This window comes from Patulibacter ginsengiterrae, from assembly GCF_056269115.1.
The window spans coordinates 313,555-335,241 of the sequence record NZ_JBWDOG010000001.1 but is presented as its reverse complement, the minus strand read 5'-3'; the positions used below and the strand labels follow the sequence as shown (position 1 = coordinate 335,241).

Below are 21,687 nucleotides of genomic sequence, written 5' to 3'. Positions count from 1 at the left end.
TAGGCTCCGTGCATGGACGCCTGGATCATCTGGTTGCTGCTCGCGGTGGCGTTCACGGTCGGCGAGGTCCTGACGATCTCGTTCTTCCTCGCTCCGTTCGCCGTCGGCGGCTTCGCGGCGGCGGCGACGTCGGCCCTCGGCGGCGGTACTGGGGCCTCGGTTGCGGTCTTCGCGATCGTGACCGGGCTGTCGCTCTGGCTCGTCCGGCCGATCGCGCGACGGCACCTCCGCCAGCCGCTCTCGACGATCACCGGGACCGCCGCGCTCGTCGGTCGCACGGGGGTCGTCGTCCAGCAGCTGGAGGGGCCGGAGCGGATGGGCCTGGTCCGGATCGACGGCGAGGTCTGGTCGGCGCGCTCGGCCGGTCTCGCCGAGATCGAGGCGGGGGAGACGGTGACCGTGCTCGAGATCCGCGGTGCCACCGTCGTGGTGACCGACTAGGCTGGAAACAGGCCGGTCGGGATGCCCCCGAAGACGCCGGCGAAGTCGCTCGATCCCCTCTGGAGCCACCATGGCTGTCCTCATCGTTCTCGTCGTCCTCGTCCTCCTGGCGCTGATCCTGGCGGCACGGACCGTTCGGATCATTCCCCAGGCACGGGCCGGGATCGTCGAGCGCCTCGGCCGCTACCAGCGGACGCTCGAGCCGGGTCTGCGGATCACGGTCCCGTTCGTCGACCGGCTGCTGCCGCTGCTCGACCTCCGCGAGCAGGTCGTGAGCTTCCCGCCGAACGCGGTGATCACCGAGGACAACGTCTCGGTCTCGATCGACACCGTCCTCTACTTCCAGATCACGGACCCGAAGTCGACCACCTACGAGGTCGCCAGCCCGCTGCAGGCGATCGAGCAGCTGACGGCGACGACGCTCCGCAACGTGATCGGCGGCCTGACGCTCGAGCAGGCGCTGACCTCGCGCGACGAGATCAACGGCCAGCTGCGGACGGTGCTGGACGAGGCGACCGGCAAGTGGGGGATCCGCGTCGGCCGCGTCGAGCTGAAGGCGATCGACCCGCCCGCCTCGATCCTCGACGCGATGGAGAAGCAGATGCGTGCCGAGCGCGACCGTCGCGCGGCGATCCTGACCGCCGAGGGCTCGAAGCAGGCGCAGATCCTGACGGCTCAGGGTGCCAAGGAGTCGGCGGTCCTGACGGCCGAGGGCGCGAAGACCGCGGCCGTGCTCCGCTCCGAGGGCGAGGCCAAGGCGATCGACACCGTCTTCCAGGCGATCCACGCCGGCAACCCCGACCAGGGGCTGCTCAGCTACCAGTACCTCCAGATGCTGCCCGAGCTGGCCAAGGGCGAGGCCAACAAGCTGTTCATCATCCCGTCGGAGTTCACCCAGGCGCTGGCCGGGCTGGGTGGCGTCGTCGACAGCCTCCGGGGTGCGGCGGCACCCGCTGCCGCGCCGTCGGCCTCGGACCGCCCCGCCGACGCGGCGCGCCCGTCGGACCCCCCGCGTGAGATCGACCCGCCGCGTCCGGCGGATCCCGCCCGCCCCAACTAGGCCCGCGGCCCCGGCCCGTCCCGGGGCCTCGCTCCTCCCGCCCGCCACGCTCGGTCGGGTGGGCGCGGTTCGGCCGGGAACGGCGCCGCGTGCGACACTTCAGGTTCCGTGTTCGACGCCCTCTCAGAGAAGCTCCAGGCCACCCTCGACGACGTTCGCCAGCGCGGGACGCTCACCGAGAGCGACGTCAACGCCGCGATGCGCGAGATCCGTCTCGCGCTGCTCGAGGCGGACGTCAACTTCAAGGTCGTCAAGTCGTTCACGAACACCGTCAAGGAACGGTGCCTCGGGTCCGACGTGATCGGGCAGCTGAACCCCGGTCAGCAGGTCGTCAAGATCGTCCACGAGGAGCTCGTGGACCTGATGGGGGGCCAGTCGGAGGGCATCACCTTCGCGTCGAGCCCGCCGACCGTGATCCTCATGTCCGGCCTCCAGGGCTCGGGCAAGACCACCGCGGTCGCCAAGCTCGCGCGCTGGCTGAAGGAGGAGAAGGGCTCCTCGGTCGCCGTCGCCGCCTGTGACGTCCAGCGCCCGGCCGCGGTCGAGCAGCTGCGTCTGGTCGGTGGCCAGGCCGGGGCGACGGTCTACGACCGCGGCACCGAGCTGTCCGCGGTCGAGGTCGCCCGCTGGGCGCTCGACCAGGCGAAGCAGGACGGCAAGGACGTCCTGATCGTCGATACCGCCGGCCGTCTGCACGTCGACCAGGACCTGATGGACGAGCTGGTCGCGATCCGCGACGCCGTCCGTCCCGACACGGTGCTCCTGACCGTCGACGCGATGACCGGTCAGGACGCGGTCAACGTCGCCGAGCAGTTCGCCGCTGCGGCGGGCTTCGACGGCGTGGTGATGTCGAAGCTCGACGGCGACGCTCGCGGCGGTGCCGCACTCTCCGTCAAGGCCGTCACCGGCAAGCCGATCCTGTTCGCCTCGACCGGCGAGAAGCTTCCCGACTTCCAGGCCTTCCACCCGGACCGGATGGCGCAGCGGATCCTCGGCATGGGCGATGTCCTGTCGCTGATCGAGCAGGCCGAGAAGCAGTTCGATCAGGACGACGCCAAGGAGATGGAGCGCAAGCTCCGGCGCAACGAGTTCACGCTCGAGGACTTCCTCAAGCAGATGAAGATGATCCGCAAGATGGGGCCGCTGAGCAAGGTCCTCGGGATGCTCCCGGGCGTCGGCCAGCAGCTCCAGGGCGCGCAGATCGACGACCGTGAGATGGACCGGGTCGAGGCGATCATCCTCTCGATGACCCCGAAGGAGCGGCGCTCGCCGGAGCTGATCAAGGGCGGACGCCGCCTGCGGATCGCCAAGGGCTCCGGGACGACGGTCCAGCAGGTCAATCAGCTGGTCAAGAACTTCCAGCAGATGCGCAAGATGATGAAGCAGATGAGCCGCGGCAAGATGGGCGACCTCGGCCAGATGATGGGTGGTGCCGGCGGTGCCGGTGCCCTCGGCCAGGGTGGCCAGGGTGGCCCGGGCCAGCAGGTCGGCGTCCGTGGCGGTAGCCGCGCGGCCCGCCGCCGGAAGCGCTAGCGAGACGCCTGGGGCGCTCCGCGAGGCCGGCTCGGTGCCGTCCGCGGGCTGCTCGACGGGTGGCGCGCGACGACGTTACCCCTGGTCGCGCTACTCTTTCTGATCTTCGGTGTGGGGGTTCTGGATCGCCCTGCGCCAACCTTTGACCGTGACTGAAGGACGTTCGTGGCTGTTCGACTGAGGCTCACCCGTGTGGGGAGCAAGAAGAACCCGGTGTGGCGCGTTGTCGCCACAGACTCGCGCAACCAGCGTGACGGTCGGGTGATCGAGACCGTAGGCCAGTACAACGCGCAGACGGAGCCGTCCACGATCGTCCTCAAGGAGGATCGCGTGCGTCACTGGCTCGGGGTCGGCGCACAGCCGTCCGGCACGGTGAAGAAGCTCCTGCGCACGCAGGGCATCGAGGTCAGCTGACGCCCGACGTGTCGCCCGACGCCGAGCCCAGCGTGGTAGCCGATCTGCTCGCTGAGCTGACGCGGGCGATCGTCGATGACCCGGACGCCGTCGAGGTGGAGCCGGTCGAGGACGAGGGCGACGGCAGTGTCGTCCTCGAGCTTCGGGTGGCCGACGGCGACTACGGCAAGGTCATCGGCCGGGGCGGACGCACCGCGTACGCCCTGAGGACGGTCGTGAAGGTCGCGGCCGCCCATCGGGACCAGCGTGTGCTCGTCGACATCGTCGACGACTGACGTGGCTGCTGCCACGCCGCCCGCGGAGCCGGAACGCTCCGCCGTACCCAACGACGCGCAGGCGCAGCCCGCCGACGAGGCGCCCATGAATTCTCTGGACTCCGACGCGGTCGACGCGTCGGCCCCCGGCGACGCGGATCCCGCGGTCGCCTCTTCGGCCGCAGACGAGCCGATCGATCCGTCGATGCTCTCGCTCGGCCGGGTCGGCAAGCCGCACTCGCTCGACGGCACGATCCGCGTGACGCGACCCCGCGGCCGCCTGCTCCTGGCCGGCACGGTCGTCACGATCGCCGGCGTCGAGCGCGAGATCGTCCACCGCGGGGGCACCGATGCCCGTCCGCTGCTGCACCTGGCCGGTGTCGACGGGATCGATGCCGCCGAGGCGCTGCGGGGCCGGGAGATCCTGATCCCGCGCGAGGTCGCGCCGGAGCTGGACGAGGACGAGTACTGGCCGGAGGAGCTGGTCGGCCTGCCCGTCAGCGCCACGACCGGTGAGTCGATCGGCGAGGTCACCCAGGTCCTCGGGCTGCCGTCCTGCGACGTGCTCGAGGTGCGACGGCCCGAAGGTGCCGACCTGCTGGTGCCGCTGCACCACGAGGCGGTCCCGGAGCTGGACGTCGCCGCGCGGAGGATCGTGATCGACCTCGAGTTCCTCGGCGAGGCGCCGTCCGCGCCGTCCGGCGACGACCGGCCCGCCGAGCAGGGCTGATCCGTGCAGCTCGACGTCGTCACCCTCTTCCCCGACTGGTTCGACTGGTTCCACCAGCAGCGCCACGTGCAGAACGCGGCCCGGGACGGTCATGAGGTCCGGACCTTCAACCCCCGCGATCACACGGTCACGACCGCACGTCAGGTCGACGACACCCCCTTCGGTGGTGGCGCGGGCATGGTGCTCCGCGTCGACGTGATGGATCGCGCGCTGCGCGGCATCTACGACGAGGATCCCGTCGAGCTCCGCAAGAAGCGGCGCGTGATCGCGCTGACCCCCGGCGGGCGGGTCCTCGACGATGCCTACGTCGACGAGCTGGCGGCCGAGGAGGAGGGCATCACCCTGCTCTGCGGGCGCTATGAGGGCTTCGACGAGCGGATCGTCCAGCACTTCTGCTCCGACACGCTCTCGATCGGCCGCTACGTGCTGGCCGGGGGCGAGCTGGCGGCGATGGTCGTCTGCGATGCGGTCCTGCGCAAGCTGCCCGGTGCGTTGGGGCACTCCGCCTCGGCCGTCGAGGAGAGCTTCAGCGTCGCGCTCGGCGGCGATCCCGAGTACCCGCACTACACCCGGCCGGCGGAGTACCGCGGCTGGAAGGTCCCCGACGTGCTGCTCTCCGGGCACCACGCGGAGATCGAGACCTGGCGTCGTGCCCGGAGCCGCGAGCGCGGCGACGAGGGCACGCGTCTCGGTCGCGACGGCTGAGGAAGCTGTTTCCCTGCACCTTGCGGGTGCCACAGCGCGTGAAGCGGTCGCCTTCGCTAGGCTGGTCACCTTGCCCGGATCACGCGCTGGTGCGTGTTTTCCGACCAGTCCGGGCCCCTCGCTGATGACCACCGTAATCGAGAAGCTCGAGCGTGAACAGCTCCGCTCGCAGCCCGACTTCCAGCCCGGCGACCGCGTTCGCGTGCACTTCCAGGTCGTCGAGGGCACGCGTCGCCGTACGCAGGTCTTCGAGGGCATCGTCATCAAGCGCCAGGGGCACGGTGCTCGCGAGACGTTCACCGTCCGCAAGCAGTCGTTTGGCGTCGGCGTCGAGCGCACGTTCCCGCTGAGCTCGCCGAAGATCGAGAAGATCGACGTTGCCGCCCGCGGCGACGTCCGTCGCGCGAAGCTCTACTACCTGCGCGGCCGGGTCGGCAAGGCCGCCCGCGTGCGGGAGAAGCGCTACGTCGCCCCGGAGCCGGCTGCGGCCGCGCCGGTCGACGAGGCGCCTGTCGCTGCCCCCGAGGCCCCGGCCTCCGACGAGGCCGCTGCCGCGACCTCCTCGGACGCCTAGGCGGCAGCACTCCGCCCGTGGACGAGGACGCCCGCTCATCCCGGTCTAAGACCGGGGTGACGGAGAGGCCCCAGGAGAAGCGCAAGCGCCGTCTCAACCCGATCGTCGAACTGGTCGGGCTGGTGGTGATAGCGCTGCTGCTGGCGCTCGGCATCCAGGCGTTCCTCGTCAAGCCGTACCAGATCCCCAGCGGGTCGATGCTTCCCACGTTGGACATCGGCCAGCGGGTCCTGGTCAACCGCATCTCGCACCGCCTCGGCAGCGATCCGAAGGTCGGCGACGTCGTCGTCTTCCATCCGCCGCGCGGTGCCCAGCCCGACAAGTCGGGCCTGGAGGTCGGCAGCGAAGGCGCCGGCGAGTGCGGCGTGCGGGACAACATCCAGCTCGGCGAGCCCTGCCCGAAGACGGTCGGCGGCGAGTGGTCGGATGAGAACTACATCAAGCGCGTAGTCGGCGCCCCGGGCGACACGATCGCCGTCCGCGCCGGCCGGGTCATCCGCAACGGTGCCCCGACCCGCGAGCCCTTCATCAGCTCGACCTGCGACGGCCAGGGAAGCGGGAACAACCCCTGCACCCTGCCGAAGGCGATCAAGATTCCGCCCGGTCAGTACTACATGATGGGTGACAACCGTGGCGAGTCGAACGACAGCCGCTTCTGGGGCCCCGTCCCGCGCAGCTCGATCGTGGGCAACGCCTTCGCGACCTACTGGCCGCCCAAGAAGATCGGTGGCCTCTGAGGCCAGCACATCCACCGGGTCAGCCGCATGAGTCGCGGCCGGCAACTGGTGGAGTTCGACCGCGGCACAGGGTCGCGGTTCGTGGTCGGGGCCGACGAGGCCGGCCGGGGATGCCTGGCCGGGCCGCTCGTGGCCGGAGCCGTCCTGATCGACCTCGAGCGGATCGGTCCGCGTGAGGTGCGCGCTCTCGGCGCGCTCGACGACTCGAAGAAGCACACCGCGGTCGAGCGCGAGCGCCTCTTCGGGATCGTGCTGCGGACGGTGGAGCGGATGACCGTGGTCAGCCGCTGCGTCGAAGGACTCGACGCTCGCGGGCTCCACGTCACCAACCTCGAGGCGCTCTCGACCGCCGCGGGCGTCGTCGCGCGCCCGGGATCGCTCTGCCTGATCGATGGCTTCTCGGTCCCGGACAACGGGTACCAACAGCGCGCCGTCGTCGGCGGCGACGGGCGAAGCGCCGCGATCGCGGCGGCATCGATCGTGGCCAAGGTCACCCGCGACCGGTTCATGCACCGCGCCGCCGATCGGCTCCCGCACTGGGGCTTCGAGCGGCACATGGGCTACGGCACGGCGGCCCACCAGTCGGCGATCCGGAGCCACGGGCTCAGCGAGATGCACCGGCGATCCTTCCGTTCGGCCGCCTACGAGGGTCTGCTCTAGTCCCGAAGGTCAGCACCGGCTCAGAAGGCCCCTTCGATGTGGTCCAGCCGGATCAGTCGACCGCCCGGGTCGAGCAGGACGCCGATCGCGTCGAACCGGAGGTCGCGGGAGCGGGGGCGCTCCGGCGTGTCGGCGAGCCAAGCGGCCGCCAGCCGGCGGACCTGGCGCTGTTTGCCGGCATGGAGCGAGGTCCAGGGGACGCCCATCGCCCGCGCGATCCGCGTCTTGACCTCGCAGAACACGATCGTCGTGTCGTCGTGGACGATCAGGTCGATCTCGCCCCAACGGGTCCGCGCTCGCTCGGCGAGCACCACGAAGCCCAACCGGATCAGGTGCTGGCGGGCGTGACGCTCGCCGACCCGTCCGGTCTGCGGGCGGTGGTCGGGAGGGGCGGAGTCGGGGGACTGGCGGTGGGAGGGCACACGGTCGACGCTACGGACGAAGATGTGACTCGTGGCGCGCCAGATGTGCCAACTTCGTGCCGATGTCGCCCCGACATCGTGTCGTCGATCCAGCAGCTCCGTTCGGCACGGAATTGGTTCGCGCTCGGCACGGAATTGGCACGCTTCGGGGGCTGATCGGACACAGGCATCGGGCCTAGCGTGGTCGACATGTTGGCCCGCGTTCACACCTTCACCATCGACGGCCTCGAGCCGCGTCCCGTCGTCGTCGAGGTCGACGTCCGGCCCGGACTCCCGGCGTTCACGATCGTCGGACTCGGGGACCTGGCCGTCCGCGAGTCCCGGGAGCGGGTCCGTGCGGCCCTCGGCAACCAGGGCTTCGAGCTGCCACAACGGCGGATCACCGTCAACCTGGCTCCGGCGAGCCTGCCGAAGGGTGGCCCCGGCTTCGACCTCGCGATCGCGATCGGTCTGCTGGCGGCGAGTGGGCAGGCCCCGGGCATCGATCTGGCCGGGGTGGCGGTGGTCGGGGAGCTCTCGCTCGGCGGGGCCGTGCGCTCCGGTCGCGGTGCTCTGGTCGTCGCCGAGGGCGCACGTTCGGCCGGCCTGGTGGCCGTCGTCCTGCCGCGGGCGCAGATCCGGGAGGCGGCGCTGGTCCCGGGCCTGGCGGTCCGCGGGGTGGAGACGTTGCGCGAGGCGGTCACCGCGATGGCGAATCCGGCCCGCGACGATCGCGCAGAGCTGCCGATCGCGGAGTCGGTCGTGGCCAGCGGCGCCGCGGTCCCGGATCTCGCCGACGTCCGCGGTCAGCGGTTCGCTCGCCGCGCCCTCGAGGTCGCTGCCGCTGGTGGTCACAGCCTGCTCCTCCTCGGACCGCCCGGGACGGGCAAGACGATGCTGGCCCGGCGCCTGCCCGCGTTGCTCCCGCCGTTGCGTCCGGGCGAAGCGCTCGAGGTGACGCGGATCCACAGCGTCTGCGGGCTGCACGACAGTGGTGGGCTGGTCCAGGAGCGGCCGTTCCGCGCGCCCCACCACGGAACGTCGGCGGCCGGGTTGGTCGGTGGCGGCAGCGTCGCCCGCCCGGGAGAGATCACGTTGGCCCACGGAGGGGTGCTGTTCCTCGACGAGCTCCCCGAGTTCCGTCGTGACGCGCTCGAGGCGCTCCGCCAGCCGCTGGAGGACGGGAGGGTGGCGCTGGTCCGGCAGGGGCACACGCGGACGTTCCCCTCACGCACGTTGCTGGTTGCGGCGGCGAATCCCTGCCCCTGCGGCTACGGCGGCGACGCCCGATGCCGCTGCACCGAGGCCGACCTCGACCGCTACCGGCGGAAGCTCTCCGGGCCGTTGCTCGACCGGATCGACCTGCACGTCCACTGCCCGCGGCCGTCGACGACGGAGATCGCCGGGCCTCCATCGTCCGGATCCGCGGAGGTCCGCGGGCGAGTGATCGCCGCGCGCGGGTTCCGCAGCGAACGCCACCGGATGGCCGGCCCGCGACCATTGGAGGACGATCTCTCGCGGAGCGCGCGGGAGACGCTCGAGCGGTGCTACGCGAGCGGGTTCCTCTCCGCCCGAGGACGCGCCCGGGTGCTCCGACTCGCGCGTACGATCGCGGACCTCGAGGGTTCGGCGGGGATCGACGCCGCCCACCTCGGGGAGGGGCTGCACCTGCGGCAGCAGGTCGAGAGCGACCGCCGGGCGGTGGCGGCGTGAGGGCCTGCGCGGCGTGCCTCCGCCGGACCCAGCTCGTGGCGGAGCTCAGCCCGGCGCTGGAGCGGCGCTTCTCGGGCAACCGACCGGGCGGGGTGCTCGCGCTCGCCGACGAGGAGCTGGTCGAGACGTTGCTCGGCCGCTCCGCCGATGCGGGGACGCGTCCGGCAGCCCTGAGGCGTTCCGCCGACGAGCTGCTGACGCAGGCCGACAACCACGAGCGGCTGCTCGGGGTGACCGCGATCTGTCGCCACGACGCCGCCTATCCCGACCGGCTGTTCGACCTCTACGACCCGCCCGCGGTGCTGCATGTGCTGGGTGGGGTCGAGCGTCTGCCGGAGGCGTTCGTGGACGGGGCGCAGCAGCCGTCGGTGGCGATCGTCGGGGCGCGACGTGCGTCCGACGAGGCCCGCACGGTGGCTCGCCGCTTCGCGGAGGCAGCGGCTGCGACCGGGATCGTGGTCGTCAGCGGCATGGCGTTCGGGATCGACGCCGCCGCCCATGATGGGGCGCTCGCCGGCCTGGCCGCGGGGCGCGCACCCGGAGCCGCTCTGCCGGGGACGACGGTGGCGGTGCTGGCGGGAGGCGTCGAGCGGCCGTCACCGGCCCGGTTGCGACCGCTCTACGAACGGATCGCCGTCCACGGTGCGGTGGTCGGGGAGCTTCCGCCGGGCACGACACCGCGCCGTTGGGGCTTTCCGGCCCGGAACCGCCTGATCGCCGCGCTCGTCGACGCGGTCGTCGTCGTGGCAGCGACGAAGAAGTCGGGTTCGCTGATCACGGCCGGCTTCGCTAGCGAGCTCGAACGTCCGCTCGGGGCGGTGCCCGGATCGGTGACGGCCGCGGGCTGCGAGGGCTCCAACGCCTTGCTGCGGCTTGAGGGCGTACGGCCGGTCATCGAGCCCCAGGACATCCTCGACCTGCTGCCGGAGGACCTGACCGCACCGCTCGGCGGGCGGATCGCGACGGTCGATCCGCTGAGCGGACTTGAGGGCGGGGCTCGGTCGATCGCGGCTCGGCTGGTCGACGGCCCGTGCACCATCGAGCAGCTGCTGGAGGAACGGGACGCTCACGAGATCCTCGAGGGGCTGGGGGCGCTGGAGGCGAGTGGGCGGCTCCAACGGGGCCTGACGGGGCACTTGAGCCTGCTGCCGCGCCCGTCTCCCGGCAACGGATGAGGAGGAAACGGCCGGGATGTCGCTCGCACGGTTGCCAGTCGCGGTAGCCTCGGTTGACATGGTCGTTCGGACACGCATCTGCTTGACCATCGCCTGCTCCGACTCCGGTGGCGGCGCGGGGATCCAGGCGGACCTCAAGGCCTTCGCGGCCCAGGGCGTGCACGGCACGAGCGCGATCGTTGGGCTGACCGCGCAGAACACCGTCGAGGTGACGCGGATCGAGGCGATCTCCCCAGCGATGATCGTCGCCCAGGTCCGCGCCGTGGCCGAGGACATCGGAGTCGACGCCGTGAAGATCGGGATGGTCGGCTCACGGCCGAGCATCGCCGCGATCGTCGAGGCACTCGACCTCCTGCCGGCCGGTACGCCGGTGGTCCTGGACCCGGTGATGGTCGCCGAGTCCGGGGCCCGTCTGCTCGAAACGGATGCCGAGTCCGACTTCGTGGCCGACCTGCTTCCGCGGGCGACGGTCGTGACGCCCAACCTTCCCGAGGCGCTGGTGCTCGCCGGCCGCGGTGGCGAGGTCGGTGGCGTGCAGGACGACGGGGACGAGTACGTCGAGGACGTGGCCCGTTCCGTCGCTGCGCTCGGGCCGCAGGCGGTGCTGATCACCGGCGGGCACCGTGGGCAGGCCCACGATCTGTTGTTGGCCCCCGACGGGTCGGTGAGCGTCTTCGCGGGGGAGCGGCACCCGGACGGCGCGGCCCACGGGTCCGGCTGCACGCACTCGAGCACGCTGGCCGCCCGGTTGGCGCTCGGGGACGATCTCGGTCGAGCGGCTCGCGTGGCCCGGGCGGTTGCGGGGGAGGCGGTCCGTCACGGCTTGCGCGACGTCGGGGCGGGGGCGGGACCGATCGACGTGCTCGACATCGCGACCCTCCGCGCACAGGCCGAGCGGTTCGCCGAGACGGTCGCTCCACGACGAACGCAGGTGCAGATCCCATGATCACCATCCTCGCGATCGTGGCGCTCGTCGCCGCCGTGGTGCTGCCGCTGTCGCTGACGGTGGGCGCATGGCTGCCGGCGGTGCGTCGTCGCCTCGCGCAGAGCCGCGCCTGGGAGATCCAGGGGCCGGCCGGTCGCGCCGAGCGGCGTCGTGCGGAGAGCACCGCCCGCGAGCTGCTGCGGACGTGTCTCGACGAGGACAGCTGGGCCATGTACCGGGCGCTCGGGTTCGTGCGCGTCTGGGGCCACGAGGGGCGCGCTCCGGCGCCGTCGGGGCGTCGTCCGCCGCCGGGCGTCGCCTACGCCTACCTGGTCTACCCGCACCACCCGTACGTGGTCTACCTGCCCCAGACGACTACGTTGCTCGGCGAATGCCGAGTCCAGCTCGCCGGGCTCGGTCCCGACGACGCGTTGGCGGCCAGCGACGACCTGCTCGCGCACTGGATGGCGCTGACCGGCGATGAGCACGGCGTGATCGCCTCCGCGCGGATCGCGACCCCGGGAACCGAGATGTCGCGGCGGCGGATCCGGCGCGACCTGTGGCGGCTGCGGGAGTGGGAGCGCGAGCGGGCCGAGCGCGCCGCGGCGACGGTCGGCGCCCGCCGGCTGGGCGCCTCGCAGCGGGGACGCGCCCACCCCTGAGCGGCCGGTGAGCAGTCGCGGGAGCGGGCAAGGTCACCGACACCCGTGGGCGCCCCCGTGTCCAGACTCACGCCGCGGCGGCTCGAAGGCCTGAGGGAGTAGCGTTCAGGCTGATGAGCAGCACGGACAGCGTCGACCTGAAGCAGAACAGCCGGCAGGTCACCGAGGGGCCGCAGCGTGCCGCGGCACGCGCATATCTGAAGGGGATCGGCTTCGACAACGAGGCGCTGAGCAAACCGATCATCGGCGTCGCGCACGGCTGGATCGAGACGATGCCGTGCAACTTCAACCACCGGGTGCTCGCGGCCAAGGTCAAGGACGGCATCCGCGCTGCCGGCGGCACCCCGATGGAGCTCAACCACATCGCGATCTCCGACGGGATCACGATGGGCACCAGCGGCATGAAGACCTCGCTGGTCAGCCGCGAGGTCATCACCGACTCGATCGAGCTGGTCGCCCGCGGGCACCTGTTCGACGGCCTGGTCGTCATCACCGGCTGCGACAAGACGATCCCGGCCGGGATCATGGCCCTCGCGCGGCTGAACATCCCCGGCCTGATGCTCTACGGCGGCTCGATCCCGCCCGGCCACCTGCACGGCAAGCAGGTGACGATCCAGAGCGTCTTCGAGGCCGTCGGCCAGCACTCCGCCGGCAAGATGACCGACGAGGAGCTCGACGAGCTGGAGAACGTCGCCAGCCCCGGCGCCGGCGCCTGTGGCGGCCAGTTCACCGCCAACACGATGGCGATGGCCTTCGAGGCGATGGGGATCAGCCCCAGCGGCGCGGCGATGGTCCACGCCCAGGCCCCCAGCAAGGCCGAGGTCGCCTTCAAGACCGGTGAGCTGGCGATGGAGGTGCTCCGGCGCGACCTGCGCCCGAGCGACCTGATCACCAAGGAGTCGCTCCAGAACGCGGTCGCGGCGGTCGCCGGCTCCGGCGGCTCGACCAACGCCGTCCTGCACCTGCTGGCGGTGGCGAAGGAGGCCGGCGTCGACTTCGACATCGACGACTTCGACCGCATCAGCCGCTCGACCCCGCTGCTCTGCGACCTGCTGCCGGGTGGACGGTTCAACGCCGTCGACCTCTGGCACGCCGGCGGCACCCCGGTCTTCCTCCACCGGCTGAAGCAGGCCGGGCAGCTGCACGAGGGGCAGCCGACGGTCACCGGGCCGACGATCGGCGAGCTCGCCAGCGCGAAGGGCGAGGCCGAGGGCCAGGAGGTCATCCGCCCGCTCGACAACCCGCTCCGGGACTCCGGCGGCCTCGCGATCCTGCGCGGCAACCTGGCGCCCGAGGGCTGCGTCGTGAAGCTCTCCGGCCACGAGCGCCGCCAGCACACCGGCCCCGCCCGCGTCTTCGAGCAGGAGGCCGACGCGATGGAGCAGGTCACCTCCGGCGGCATCAAGCCCGGCGACGTGATCGTGATCCGCAACGAGGGCCCGACCGGAGGCCCCGGGATGCGCGAGATGCTCGCGGTCAGCAGCGCGCTCAGCGGGATCGGCATCAGCGGCGAGGTCGCCCTGATCACCGACGGCCGCTTCTCCGGCGCGACCCACGGCTTCTCCGTCGGCCACGTGGCCCCGGAGGCCTTCCACCGTGGCCCGATCGCCGCGGTCCAGGAGGGCGACATCGTCACCATCGACGTCGACGATCGGCGCCTGTCGGTCGACCTCACCGACGAGGTCATCGCCGAGCGGTGTGCCGCCTACGAGCCAGTCACCAGCCCCGACTCGACCGGCGTGCTCGCGAAGTACGCCCGCCTCGTCGGCAGCGCGAGCGAGGGCGCGGTCACGGTCTAGATGGTCGTTTCCTCGATCCTGCGGCGCGGTGCACGCACCGGGCGGCGCCTGAGGCCCGCCGGCGTCTCGACGATGCCACCGGCATCGCCCTCGACGCCGACCGGCACCAGCCATCCGCGCGACACGCACCTCGCATCCACGACCTCCCCGGAACCCACCATCTAGCGTGGAGCGCGCGCACGACACCCTCCCGGTCGTCGAATCCGATCGCGACCTCGACGACTGGGGTCGCTCGGCGCGGCTGACCGATGCGCTGGACCGGACCGTCTGGGAGGCGGCCTACAAGCTCTGGTTCCGGGCGGAGCTGGAACAGGCGGCGCGGATCCCGGCGTCCGGCGGCGCGCTGCTGATCGTCAACGGGGGCGGGGTCGTGTCCCCGATCGCGTCACTGCTGGCGAAGGCGATCCGGGAGGACCATCCGCGTCGCCGCGAGGCCCGCGTCTGCCTCGGCCGGGGGCTCTTCGAGCAGCCCGGCCTGTCCGTGCTGCTGGCCCGCTCGGGGGCGGTCGGCGCCCACCCCGACGACCTCCGGCGGCTGCTCGGGGACGAGCACGCGCTCGTCGTCCTCGCCGTCCGCAGCGACCAGCTCGACGACGAGGCCGCGGCCGCCACGCTGGCCCAGCATCCCGCGGTGTCCGCTGCGGTTCGGACCGGGACGCCGATCGTGCCGGTCGCGGCGGTCGGGGCCGACGACGCCCAACCGGTGTTGGGTCGTATCCCGCTCCCCGGCGGACGGCGGCTGCCGATCACCCTCGGCTTCCCGCACCTCGGGCCGCTGGCGCTGCTGGCCTTCCTTCCCGCGAAGATCCGCCTGCGGGCGCTCGACGCGATCGTCCCGGACGACACCGGGGCGCTGGCCGACGACGCCGAGCGGGTCGCCCTCTCGGTATCGCGTCGGCTGCGCCACGAGAGCGCCGACATGGTTCGTGCTCGCGGCTCACGGTGGCTCGGATGAGCACCGGCGAGCGGACGGACGACGCGCCTCGCCGGGCCCGGGTCCTCGTCACCGCGGCCGCCTCCCGCCTCGGCGGGCTCGTGATCGCCGAGCTCGAACGGCGGGACGACGTCGAGACCGTGATCGCGGTCGACGACCACGCGCCGCCGGCCCCGTTCGCCGGGGCCGAGTTCGTGCGGCTGGCCGGGGGCCACGTCCAGCTCGCGCGGGTGGCGCGCGGGGCAGGGATCGACGTGCTCGTCGACGTGCGGGCGGCCGCTGCGGTCGCCTCGCTCGACGAACGACCGCTCCGCGACCACGCCACCGTCACCGGCCGTGTCGACGAGGCCTGTCTCGACCACGGATCGCCGATCCGTCGGCTCGTCACCGTCGGCTCGGTGCACCGCTACGGCTGGGGCCGCGACCTGCCGGCCTTCGTCGGGGAGGGCGCCCCCGTCGGCGAGCCGCGCGGGAGCTTCCAGCGGGGACTCGCCGAGATCGAGGCGGCCGCCGAGGCGACCGCCGCCCGTCGGCCCGACCTCGAGCTCGCGACGGTCCGGCTGGCCGATCCGGTCGGGCCCGCCGGGACCGGGGTCCTGCAGGCGGCGGACCGTCTGCCGCTGCTGCCGACGGTGCTGGGCTTCGATCCCGCGATCCAGGTCGTCCACGAGCAGGACGCGGCCCGGGCGGTCGCCCACGTCGTCGGCGAGGCCCTGACCGGCGTCTACGTCGTCGCCGCCGACGGCACGCTCTCGTTGAGCGAAGCGCTCCGGGAGCTCGGCCGAGCCCACGCGCCGCTGCTGCCGCCGTGGGGCATCGGCGTGCTCGCCGGGGCGCTCCAGCGGGCGGGGGTAGGGGCGGCGCACGATCTCGCCGGTCAGCTGCGGCGCGGGCGCGGGCTCGACAACCGTCGGCTCAAGGCGACCGGCTTCGGGTACCGCGCGACGACCCGTGAGGCCCTCCGTGCCGCCGCCGGGGTGCGTCGCCGTCGGCGGGTGCTCGCCCCGGGCGTGCCCGCGCCGTACGAGCCGGAGGTCGAGGCCTTCCTCCGGTACAGCCCGTCGGCGCGACCGCTCGACGTCGTCGAGGAGTCGGGAGAGCTGGGCATCGGCGCGCTCGAGGTCGATGCGCTCGTGGCGCTGTTGCCCTCGCTCGATCCCGAGGCGCTCGTCGCGCTGCGGGGCCACGAGCAGCGCGGTCCGGCCCGCCGACGGGTGCTCGACGAGATCGATCTGCTGCTGGCCCGCGCCGGAAGCAGCCTGCCGCGCGGTTGACCGCGAGGACGGTCGGCGGTGCCGCTGGTGATGGAGCGGGAGGCCACACGCACCGGCCCCGCTCGCGTCTGACCGACTGACCGACCGTCTGATCGGGGCGGGCCGTCGAGCGTCGGTTCCGTCGAACGGGGCCGTCCGGGTCGGTCCGCGCGGTCGCCCCTGCTGGCCGCCACGAGCGCGATAGGGAACGGGGTAGCGGACTGCAGCACCCCGTATCGCTGTACGCATCGCTACCATACGCGTCTCCGTCATGCGTCAACGTCCCGTCCTGGTCATCACGAGCGTTCTGCTCGTCCTGCTGCTCGCCTGCGCTGGAGTGCTGGTCGCCGACGCCAGTACCCGCAACAAGATCCCGGACGGGGTCGAGATCGGCGGGGTCCCGGTCGGGGGCCTGAACGCCGAGGCGGCCGACAACAAGGTCCGCGCGGCGCTGCTCGACAAGCTCCGTCGACCAGTCCGCGTCGTGCACTCCGGGCGCCACTGGACGCTGACCCCGAAGCAGGCGAAGGTCGACGTCAACCTCGACGAGGCCGTCGCCCAGGCCGTGGCCCTCGGGAAGAGCGGCAACGCCTTCTCCCGCGTCTACCGCGAGGTCAGCGGAGGCACGGTCGTCCGCAAGATCGACCCGACGAGCACGTACTCGAAGAAGTCGATCACCCGCCTGCTGGACCGCGTCGAGAAGGACCTCAACCGCAAGCCGAAGGAAGCGGCGGTCAGCTTCTCGGGCGGGAAGCTCTCGATCGACAAGGGTGTCGTCGGGCTCGAACTGCGACGGCCGGTGGTCATCAGCAAGGTCCGCAAGGCGCTGCTCGATCCGTCTGCACCCCACCAGATCTCGGCGTCGACCCGCAAGCAGCAGCCGAAGATGACCACGGCCGAGGTCAAGAAGAAGTACCACACGGTCCTGGTCGCGGATCGCAGCAGCTTCCGGCTGACGCTCTACAAGAACTTCAAGGTCTCGAAGAGCTACGGCATCTCCGTCGGCAAGGCCGGCCACGACACCCCGTCCGGCCAGTACACGATCGCCAACAAGGACGCGAACCCGGCCTGGCACGTGCCGAACTCGGCCTGGGCGGGGGACCTCGCCGGACAGGTGATCCCGGCCGGCGATCCCGCCAACCCGATCAAGGCCCGCTGGATGGGGATCTACGACGGGGTCGGGATCCACGGCACCAGCGACGACGCGTCGATCGGGACCAACGCCTCACACGGCTGCCTGCGGATGCACGTGCCGGACGTCGAGGACCTGTTCCCGCGGGTGCCGGTCGGCACCCCGATCTGGATCCTCTAGGTCACGCCGCGCCGCTCAGGCGTCCCGCGGGCCGTCCGGAACGCCCAGCGCCCGGACGTCGCTCTGCAGCTGCGCGTCGTCGTTGGAGGCGCCTAGCTCGCGGACGGCGTCCTGGAGATCGTCGTCGGGCTCGCCCCCGGACGGGGCCGCGGGACCGAAGGCGACGATCTCCTCGACCGGAACCTCTTCCCATCCCTGACTCAGCAGCAGGGAATGGTGGTCCTGATGGCGAAAGGTCAACGTGCCCAACCAGATACCGCGCTCCTGCTTCCGCAGCACGGCATACCAGAGGGTCGACGCACCGATGTCGGCGCGGATCTGGTGCCACGGACGCGGGGGCGGGTCGACGTCATCCCCCAACCCGGCCGCGCTCAACTGACGACGCGTCGCGATCCGGCCAGAGTCAGTGTCGATGAAGAACGTGCCCACAACAGGACAGGATACGGACGAGCTGCCGTCCGGATGGACCGAGGCGCTTGCGCTGTTCGACGCCGAGCAGGCCCGGCTCGGCGCGGCCGAGCGGACACGGCGTGCCTATGCCGGTGATCTACGCCGGTTCGCGGTCTGGTGCACCGCGCGCGGCGTCGACGGCCCGCCCGCTGTCGATCTACGCACGGTCCGTCGCTACACCCAGACACTGACCGAGGCCGGTGCCGCACCGGCATCGGTGACCCGCGCGCTGGCCGCGCTGCGGGCCGCGTTCCGTGCGCTCAGCCGCGCCGGCGTGGTCGAGGGCAATCCGGCCGAGCTGGCGCCCGGGCCGCGCAAGCCGCAGCGGCTGCCGCGGGTGGTCAAGCCGACCGAGGCGGCCCGGCTGCTCGACGAGATCCCGGCCGACCAGGATCCACTCGCCCTGCGCGACCGGGTGATGCTCGAGATCGCCTACGGCAGCGGCCTGCGTGCGGCCGAGCTGGTGCGGCTCGACGTGACCGACGTCGACCTCGAGGGACGGCAGCTGCGGGTGACCGGCAAGGGCGAGAAGACCCGCACCCTGCCGCTGGGCGACCCGGCCGCCGACGCCGTCCGCCGCTACCTCTCGCGCGGGCGACCGGTGCTGACCGACACGCCCTCGGAGGGCCCGCCGGAAGCGGCCCTGCTGGTCTCCCGGCGGGGCCGTCGACTCTCGACGAGCGATGTCCGCCGGCGGATGCAGATCTGGGTCCGAGCGGCGAATCTCCCTAGCGACCTGCACCCGCACGCGCTCCGGCACTCGTTCGCGACCCACCTCCTCGACGGGGGCGCGGACCTCCGTGCCATCCAGGAGCTGCTGGGACACGCACGATTGTCCACGACGCAGGTCTACACTCGGGTAGAGTCGAGCCGACTGAAGTCGGCCTATCGTCGTAGCCATCCCCGGGCTTGATTGGCTGACCATCCGGTGTCTGAACTCGTGTCAACCGCTCCATCGCCCCCGAAACGGGAAACCCTCCCGGTGCAGGTAGAACCCCGTCAACGGGACCTGCGCGAGCTGTGGAAGCGGCTCAGGGACAACCACGACGTCTCCGCTCGTGAGCAGCTGGTGCTCGCCTACGCGCCGTTGGTCAAGTGGGTGGCCGGTCGCGTCGCCGCGACGCTGCCCCCGCATGTCGAGGAGGCGGACCTGATCTCGTACGGTCTCGTCGGCCTGACGACCGCCGTCGATCGCTTCGACCTCGAGCGCGAGATCCGCTTCGAGACCTACGCCGTCACCCGCGTCCGGGGCGCGATCATCGACGAGCTGCGCTCGCAGGACTGGGTCCCGCGCTCGGTCCGGCAACGCGCCCGCGACATCGAGCGGACCCACACCCAGCTCGAGCACAAGCTCCACCGCGCGCCGACCGACGAGGAGATGGCGAGCGCGATGGAGGTCAGCGTCCGCGAGTTCCAGGACGGTCTGCTCCAGGTCTCGCAGTCGACGATCCATGCGCTCGACGAGATGTGGACGGTCGGGGATGCGAGCGGCGACCAGGTCTCGCTGCTCGACACGATCCAGGACCACCAGGCGCCGGATCCCGAGACGCTGCTCGCGGAGCAGGACCTGCGCGATCAGGTCGGCGACGCGATCCAACGGCTGCCGGAGCGGGAGAAGGTCGTGATCGCGCTCTACTACTACGAGAACCTCACCCTTCGGGAGATCGGCGAGGTTCTCGGCGTGACCGAGTCGCGCGCCTCGCAGCTGCACACGAAGGCGGTCCTACGGCTGCGCTCGCGGATCGACCCGGCGGACCTCGCGGCCTCCTGACCGGCGCCGGCTGACCGTTGCTAGGCTCGACCGGGTGTCGACCCCCGGTAACTACGTGGCCTGCGCGTTCTGCGAGCGTCACCTCCTGCGGGGCGAGCAGCCCGAGGTCTTCCTGAACGACGGCGAGCGCCGGGAGGTCTGCGAGCTCTGCGTGCCTCAGGCGCTCTACGCGGGCTGGATCCGCGTCGGCGTCAACGACGCGCCGACCCTGGCCCCGAACCGCAAGCGCGGCGCCTGGTCGTTCCTCGACCGCTTCCGCAAGCGCAGCGGCCCCGGCCGGTCCGCGCCCGAGGCCGCCCCGGAGCGGCCCGCCGGCCGCCACCGCCCGGTCCCGAAGGCGACCCCCGTCGCGGTCGAGTCCGAGCCCGTGGAGCGCCGCAGCGAATGGCGGCCGCACCGGATCGAGGACGAGGTCGCCTCGCTGGCCCTCGCCAAGAAGCAGCAGGCCGCGCCGCTGGCGGCCTACACCACGACTGCGACCGGGGATCCGGCCCAGGTCACGACCGCCGGCGCGCGGATGGCCGCTCGTGCGGTCGACCTCTACAACCACTCCGAGCATCCGCGGATGCTGTCGGGGATCGGCCGCTCGCTCGGCGCCCCGTGGGTCACGATCCGGACGCTCGAGGGCTCGCGGATGCAAGTCGTGATCGCCTGGGAGCTGAGCTGGTACCGCTTCGAGCTCGATCTCGCCCGCGAGTCCGACGGCGTGCGCGCGACCGGCCGGGGGACCTCGCTCCAGGAGCTGGAGACCGGCGACGTCGATCCCAACGCCGTCGCGGACGAGAACGGCTACCTGTACCTGCGGATCGCGGGAGCTCCCGCGGCCTGAGCCCGGAGCTAGTCCCGCGGCCGGCGGCCCTCGCCGAGCCGCTGCTCGCGGTCCGTGCGCTTGGTGTCGAGCTCCTCGATCTCCTCGCGCAGCTCGAGGAACGACTTGCGGCGGGCCTCGGGGAGGTCTCCGGCCTCGACGGCGGCGCGCACCGCGCAGCCGGCCTCACGGTCGTGGCGGCAGTCGGCGAAGCGGCACTGCGGGGACAGCCCGTCGATGTCGACGAACGCCGCGGCGAGTCCACCGGTGTCGCGCACGAGGCCGAGCTCGCGGGTACCGGGGGTATCCAGCAGGCAGGTGCCGCCGCCGAGCGGAACGAGCTCACGGGCGGTGGTGGTGTGGCGACCCTTGGCGTCGGTGCTGCGGACGGCGGCGGTCGCGAGCAGCTCGCGACCGAGCAGCGCGTTGACGATCGAGGACTTGCCGGCGCCGGACTCGCCGATCAGGGCGGTGGTCTCCCCGCGGGGAAGGAGGGCGAGCAGATCGTCGAACCCGCGACCGTCGCGCTTGCTGACGGAGACGACCGGTGTTCCCGGCGGGATCTCGTCCTGGAGCGCCTGCCACTCGGCGGGCAGGTCGAGGTCGGCCTTGGTGGCGACGACGATCGGCTGGACGCCGCCCTCGTAGGCGATCACCATCGAACGTTCGATCCGGCTCGGCCGCAGCGGCCGGTCGAGTGCGTGGACGATGAGGACGGCCGCGACGTTGGAGGCCAGCACCTGCTCGAGGAGCTCACGCGAGGGATCGCGGCGCCCGACGCGGCGGCGGCGGGGGGCGACGGCCACGGCGAGCAGCCGGTCGTCGCTGCTGTCGCGCTCGGTGGCGACCCAGTCGCCGACCGCCAGCGGGGTCGAGGCGCGGTCGTCGTCGAAGTCCGACGTGCGGCCCAGGCGGCCGACGCCGGGCCGGCGGCCGATCGCGGTCACGAGGTGGCAGCCGCCGTATTCGATCCGCGCCACACGCGCGGGAAGCCGGTTGCCGGTGAGGAGCGGCTCGAGGTCGGCGGCGACCTCCGCGTTCCAGCCCGCTTCCGCGAGTGGGTCCGGGCCGTCCCAGAGGTCGGACATCGCCTCGCCGTCGTGGACGACGTCGGCACTGCTCATCGGCCCGTGATCCCTGGCTGCATCCGGCCTGATGCTACGCGCTCGCGACCATACGGGCGAGGGGCGGGTCGCGGGCGGGCGGGGAGACGCGGGGCGGAGGGCCGGTCGGCGGGCCGGGAGATCCGGGGCGCAAGACGGGGCACGGGCAGGAGATGAGGCGCCGAAGGTTGCTCGACAGGCGGGAGGGGAGGCGAGGGCCCAGGTCGGTCGGCAGGCCGGGCGACGCGGGCTCGAAGGTGGTCGAGAGGTCGG

The 21,687-nt window shown here is 72.3% G+C and carries 23 protein-coding genes and 1 pseudogene; 21 read left to right on the top strand and 3 right to left on the bottom strand.

The annotated features are described in order from the left end of the window. The first annotated feature begins 12 nt into the window (after positions 1–12). The 10 genes and pseudogenes from ACVUH9_RS01470 (at position 13) to ACVUH9_RS01425 (ending at position 7,108) form a co-directional block, all read left to right on the top strand. Positions 13–441 (top strand): NfeD family protein, encoded by a 429-nt coding sequence (locus ACVUH9_RS01470; protein WP_475753230.1) that lies wholly within the window; start codon positions 13–15, stop codon positions 439–441. Positions 442–511: 70 nt separating this feature from the next. After that, positions 512–1,501 carry an SPFH domain-containing protein gene (locus tag ACVUH9_RS01465; protein WP_475753228.1) on the top strand — a complete coding sequence of 330 codons (990 nt, stop codon included), beginning with the start codon at positions 512–514 and terminating at the stop codon, positions 1,499–1,501. Between the two features lie 108 nt (positions 1,502–1,609). After that, on the top strand, positions 1,610–3,034 hold the full coding sequence (gene ffh / locus ACVUH9_RS01460; protein WP_475753226.1) for a signal recognition particle protein: 1,425 nt from the start codon (positions 1,610–1,612) through the stop codon (positions 3,032–3,034). Between the two features lie 165 nt (positions 3,035–3,199). Next, positions 3,200–3,448, top strand: coding sequence for a 30S ribosomal protein S16 (gene rpsP, locus ACVUH9_RS01455; RefSeq protein ID WP_475753224.1), 249 nt, complete (start codon positions 3,200–3,202; stop codon positions 3,446–3,448). An 8-nt stretch (positions 3,449–3,456) separates the two neighbouring features. Next, positions 3,457–3,723, top strand: a complete 267-nt coding sequence (locus ACVUH9_RS01450; RefSeq protein ID WP_475753222.1) for a KH domain-containing protein — start codon at positions 3,457–3,459, stop codon at positions 3,721–3,723. 85 nt (positions 3,724–3,808) lie between these two features. Beyond that, positions 3,809–4,432 carry a ribosome maturation factor RimM gene (gene rimM, locus ACVUH9_RS01445; RefSeq protein ID WP_475753220.1) on the top strand — a complete coding sequence of 208 codons (624 nt, stop codon included), beginning with the start codon at positions 3,809–3,811 and terminating at the stop codon, positions 4,430–4,432. 3 nt (positions 4,433–4,435) lie between these two features. Next, a complete protein-coding gene (trmD, locus tag ACVUH9_RS01440) occupies positions 4,436–5,137 on the top strand; it encodes a tRNA (guanosine(37)-N1)-methyltransferase TrmD (RefSeq protein WP_475753218.1) in 702 nt (233 codons plus the stop codon). Positions 5,138–5,261: 124 nt separating this feature from the next. Continuing rightward, positions 5,262–5,600, top strand: a pseudogene (rplS, locus tag ACVUH9_RS01435) (50S ribosomal protein L19); the annotation flags it as partial. A 167-nt stretch (positions 5,601–5,767) separates the two neighbouring features. Continuing rightward, a complete protein-coding gene (gene lepB, locus ACVUH9_RS01430; protein ID WP_475753216.1) occupies positions 5,768–6,448 on the top strand; it encodes a signal peptidase I in 681 nt (226 codons plus the stop codon). A gap of 27 nt (positions 6,449–6,475) precedes the next feature. After that, positions 6,476–7,108, top strand: a complete 633-nt coding sequence (locus tag ACVUH9_RS01425) for a ribonuclease HII (RefSeq protein WP_475753215.1) — start codon at positions 6,476–6,478, stop codon at positions 7,106–7,108. A gap of 20 nt (positions 7,109–7,128) precedes the next feature. Here the strand turns inward: ACVUH9_RS01425 and ACVUH9_RS01420 are convergent, their stop codons facing one another. Next, a complete protein-coding gene (locus ACVUH9_RS01420) occupies positions 7,129–7,530 on the bottom strand; it encodes a YraN family protein (RefSeq protein ID WP_475753213.1) in 402 nt (133 codons plus the stop codon). Between the two features lie 189 nt (positions 7,531–7,719). Here ACVUH9_RS01420 and ACVUH9_RS01415 point away from each other — a divergent pair, with 189 nt between their 5' ends. From ACVUH9_RS01415 to ACVUH9_RS01380, 8 genes are all read left to right on the top strand, one after another. Then, on the top strand, positions 7,720–9,222 hold the full coding sequence (locus tag ACVUH9_RS01415; RefSeq protein WP_475753211.1) for a YifB family Mg chelatase-like AAA ATPase: 1,503 nt from the start codon (positions 7,720–7,722) through the stop codon (positions 9,220–9,222). Between the two features lie 35 nt (positions 9,223–9,257). Then, positions 9,258–10,397: a DNA-processing protein DprA gene (locus ACVUH9_RS01410; protein WP_475753209.1), complete on the top strand. Its 1,140-nt coding sequence runs from the start codon at positions 9,258–9,260 to the stop codon at positions 10,395–10,397. Between the two features lie 58 nt (positions 10,398–10,455). Beyond that, complete coding sequence (gene thiD / locus ACVUH9_RS01405; protein ID WP_475753207.1) at positions 10,456–11,343, top strand: bifunctional hydroxymethylpyrimidine kinase/phosphomethylpyrimidine kinase; 888 nt, start codon at positions 10,456–10,458, stop codon at positions 11,341–11,343. Continuing rightward, positions 11,340–11,984: a hypothetical protein gene (locus tag ACVUH9_RS01400; protein ID WP_475753205.1), complete on the top strand. Its 645-nt coding sequence runs from the start codon at positions 11,340–11,342 to the stop codon at positions 11,982–11,984. Before thiD ends, ACVUH9_RS01400 begins: the two co-directional genes overlap by 4 nt. A 113-nt stretch (positions 11,985–12,097) precedes the next feature. Next, the gene (gene ilvD, locus ACVUH9_RS01395; protein ID WP_475753203.1) at positions 12,098–13,783 is read left to right on the top strand and encodes a dihydroxy-acid dehydratase; all 1,686 of its coding nucleotides are present in this window, start codon (positions 12,098–12,100) and stop codon (positions 13,781–13,783) included. A gap of 166 nt (positions 13,784–13,949) precedes the next feature. After that, complete coding sequence (locus tag ACVUH9_RS01390; RefSeq protein ID WP_475753201.1) at positions 13,950–14,738, top strand: lysophospholipid acyltransferase family protein; 789 nt, start codon at positions 13,950–13,952, stop codon at positions 14,736–14,738. After that, positions 14,735–15,991, top strand: coding sequence for an NAD-dependent epimerase/dehydratase family protein (locus ACVUH9_RS01385; RefSeq protein ID WP_475753199.1), 1,257 nt, complete (start codon positions 14,735–14,737; stop codon positions 15,989–15,991). Before ACVUH9_RS01390 ends, ACVUH9_RS01385 begins: the two co-directional genes overlap by 4 nt. A 250-nt stretch (positions 15,992–16,241) precedes the next feature. After that, positions 16,242–17,282, top strand: a complete 1,041-nt coding sequence (locus ACVUH9_RS01380; RefSeq protein ID WP_475753197.1) for a L,D-transpeptidase family protein — start codon at positions 16,242–16,244, stop codon at positions 17,280–17,282. Positions 17,283–17,297: 15 nt separating this feature from the next. Here the strand turns inward: ACVUH9_RS01380 and ACVUH9_RS01375 are convergent, their stop codons facing one another. Further along, positions 17,298–17,711 carry a hypothetical protein gene (locus ACVUH9_RS01375; RefSeq protein WP_475753195.1) on the bottom strand — a complete coding sequence of 138 codons (414 nt, stop codon included), beginning with the start codon at positions 17,709–17,711 and terminating at the stop codon, positions 17,298–17,300. Here ACVUH9_RS01375 and ACVUH9_RS01370 point away from each other — a divergent pair. The 3 genes from ACVUH9_RS01370 (at position 17,695) to ACVUH9_RS01360 (ending at position 20,332) form a co-directional block, all read left to right on the top strand. Then, positions 17,695–18,645, top strand: coding sequence for a tyrosine recombinase XerC (locus tag ACVUH9_RS01370; protein ID WP_475753193.1), 951 nt, complete (start codon positions 17,695–17,697; stop codon positions 18,643–18,645). The two genes, ACVUH9_RS01375 and ACVUH9_RS01370, sit on opposite strands and share 17 nt — an antisense overlap. Positions 18,646–18,714: 69 nt before the next feature. Then, entirely contained in the window at positions 18,715–19,503 is a 789-nt protein-coding gene (whiG, locus tag ACVUH9_RS01365) for an RNA polymerase sigma factor WhiG (protein ID WP_475753191.1), read from the top strand. 34 nt (positions 19,504–19,537) lie between these two features. Next, complete coding sequence (locus tag ACVUH9_RS01360) at positions 19,538–20,332, top strand: hypothetical protein (protein ID WP_475753190.1); 795 nt, start codon at positions 19,538–19,540, stop codon at positions 20,330–20,332. An 8-nt stretch (positions 20,333–20,340) separates the two neighbouring features. On the opposite strand, the gene rsgA is transcribed toward ACVUH9_RS01360, so the two are convergent. Then, a complete protein-coding gene (rsgA, locus tag ACVUH9_RS01355; RefSeq protein WP_475753188.1) occupies positions 20,341–21,435 on the bottom strand; it encodes a ribosome small subunit-dependent GTPase A in 1,095 nt (364 codons plus the stop codon). Positions 21,436–21,687: the final 252 nt, after the last annotated feature.